We start from the raw sequence: 2,002 nt of genomic DNA, 5'->3' as shown, positions 1-2,002 counted from the left end.
CGAAAGGGCTGAGCTCCGCCTCGGGGGCCCGGACCCCGACCCCTCCGCGTCCCGCCCAGCCCCTGTCCCTCGGGCTGGGCGGGACGTCCCGGCGGCCCTCGACGAGAGAAAGACACCATGCTGAGCGTTCTGAGCCTGGTCACGCGACGACTCCTGACCCTGATACCGCTGGTGCTGGGCATCACGATCTTCGTATTCGTGATCATGCAGTTCTCCCCGATCGATCCCGCGCTGTCCGTCCTCGGTGACCAGGCGACCCCCGCGCAGGTGGCCGCGTTCAAGGCCGCCAACGGGCTCGACGACCCGCTGCCCCTGCGCTACCTGCACTTCCTGGGCGACCTGCTCCGGGGCGATCTCGGCGTGACCTTCCCGCCGTCCGTCCCGGTCGCCGACAAGATCGCCCTCGCGCTGCCCCTGACGATCCAGCTGACGGCCCTCGGAATCGTCGGTGCGCTGGTCATCGCGTTGGCCCTCGGCATCCCCGCCGCGCTGTACCGCGACCGCTGGCCCGACCAGGTCATCCGGTTCGTCTCGATGGCCGGCATCGCCATGCCGTCGTTCTGGCTCGCCCTCCTGCTCATCCAGGAGCTGTCGGTCCGCCGCCCCGTCTTCCCGACCGGCGGGTACGTCAACCCCGGCGACTCGCTCTCCCTCTGGTTGCAGTCCCTCGCCATGCCCGCGCTGGCGCTCGCCGTGCCGGTCGGCTGCTCACTGGCCAGAATCGTGCGCACGTCCATGGTCGAGGAACTCGACAAGGACTACGTGCGTACCGCCATCGGCGCCGGGCTGCCGCCCCGCGTGGTGATCGGACGCAACGTGCTGCGCAACGCGCTCGTCAACCCGCTCACCGTGCTGGGCCTGCGGATCGGCTACCTGCTGGGCGGCACCGTCGTGATCGAGGCGATCTTCTCGTTGCCCGGCATGGGCACCCAGATCATGAGCGCGGTGCAGCAGAACGACACAGCCCTCGCGCAGGGCACCGTGCTGACCATCGCCATCTGCTTCGTCCTCGTGAACCTGGTGGTCGACATCCTCTACCTCTTCGCCAACCCTCGACTGCGCGGAGCCCACTGATGCGTCGCACACTCACCGCCCGGCTGTCGGCCCCCGGCATCGCCTTCAAACGGCTCAGCGTCACGGCCCGGATCGCACTGAGCTTCGTCCTGCTCATCGTCGTCGTGGGCATCTTCGCGCCGCTGATCCTGCGGCACGACCCCGCGCAGGCCGGGCTCGGTCCCGCGCTCACCGGGCCGAACGGTGACTACTGGTTCGGCCTGGACAAGCTCGGACGCGACGTGTTCTCGCGGCTGGTCGCCGGCACCCGACGGTCGTTGATCGTGGGCTTCGGCAGCGCCGGTATCGCCCTGGTGGTCGGCGCCATCCTGGGCGCGCTGGCCGGAACCAGCCGGCCCGCCGTCGACGAGGTGGTGATGCGCTGCCTCGACGTCGTCATGGCCTTCCCCGCCATCGTGCTCTCCGCCCTGCTGATCATCTCGTTCGGCAAGAACAGCCTCGTGGTCCTCGTGGTCGCGATCGGCTTCGTCTTCGTGCCGTCGATCGCGCGGATCGTGCGCGCCAACGTGCTCTCGCAGTACCGCGAGGACTACGTCGCGGCCGAACGGATCATCGGCGCGCGGCGACCGCACATCCTCTGGCGGCACATCCTGCGCAACTGCGCCGCCCCGATCCTCGTCTTCGTCACCGTCATGGTCGCCGACGCCATCGTGTTCGAGGCGTCGCTCTCCTTCATCGGTGGCGGGCTGGCACCCCAGGAGGCGGCGTCCTCGTGGGGCTCGGTGATCGCCTTCGGCAAGGAGATGGTCCAGATCGGTGGCTGGTGGGCCACGTTCTTCCCCGGCCTGCTGATCCTGCTCACCGTGCTCGCCCTGAACGTGCTCTCCGAGGGGATGTCCGACGCCTGGGCCGCCCCGGCGGCGCGGCGCGCCACCACCACGAAGAAGGGCGACGCGCAGGAGGAGGCGCAGCCCGGCTCCGGTGAGGT

At 69.7% G+C, this 2,002-nt stretch carries 2 protein-coding genes; both read left to right on the top strand.

Annotated elements, in window-relative coordinates; translation table 11 throughout:
- Nucleotides 1-117: 117 nt before the first annotated feature.
- Nucleotides 118-1,074, top strand: coding sequence for an ABC transporter permease (locus KBX53_RS31210; protein ID WP_030333660.1), 957 nt, complete (start codon nucleotides 118-120; stop codon nucleotides 1,072-1,074).
- The coding region (locus tag KBX53_RS31205) for an ABC transporter permease (protein ID WP_210863334.1) at nucleotides 1,074-2,002 on the top strand (929 nt) is incomplete at its 3' end. The genes KBX53_RS31210 and KBX53_RS31205, both read left to right, overlap by 1 nt.

The organism is Micromonospora sp. M51 (assembly GCF_018070305.1).
GTDB classification, from domain to species: domain Bacteria; phylum Actinomycetota; class Actinomycetes; order Mycobacteriales; family Micromonosporaceae; genus Micromonospora; species Micromonospora parva.
The sequence above is the reverse complement of the archived record's forward strand: the minus strand, read 5'-3'. Positions and strand labels throughout refer to the sequence as shown.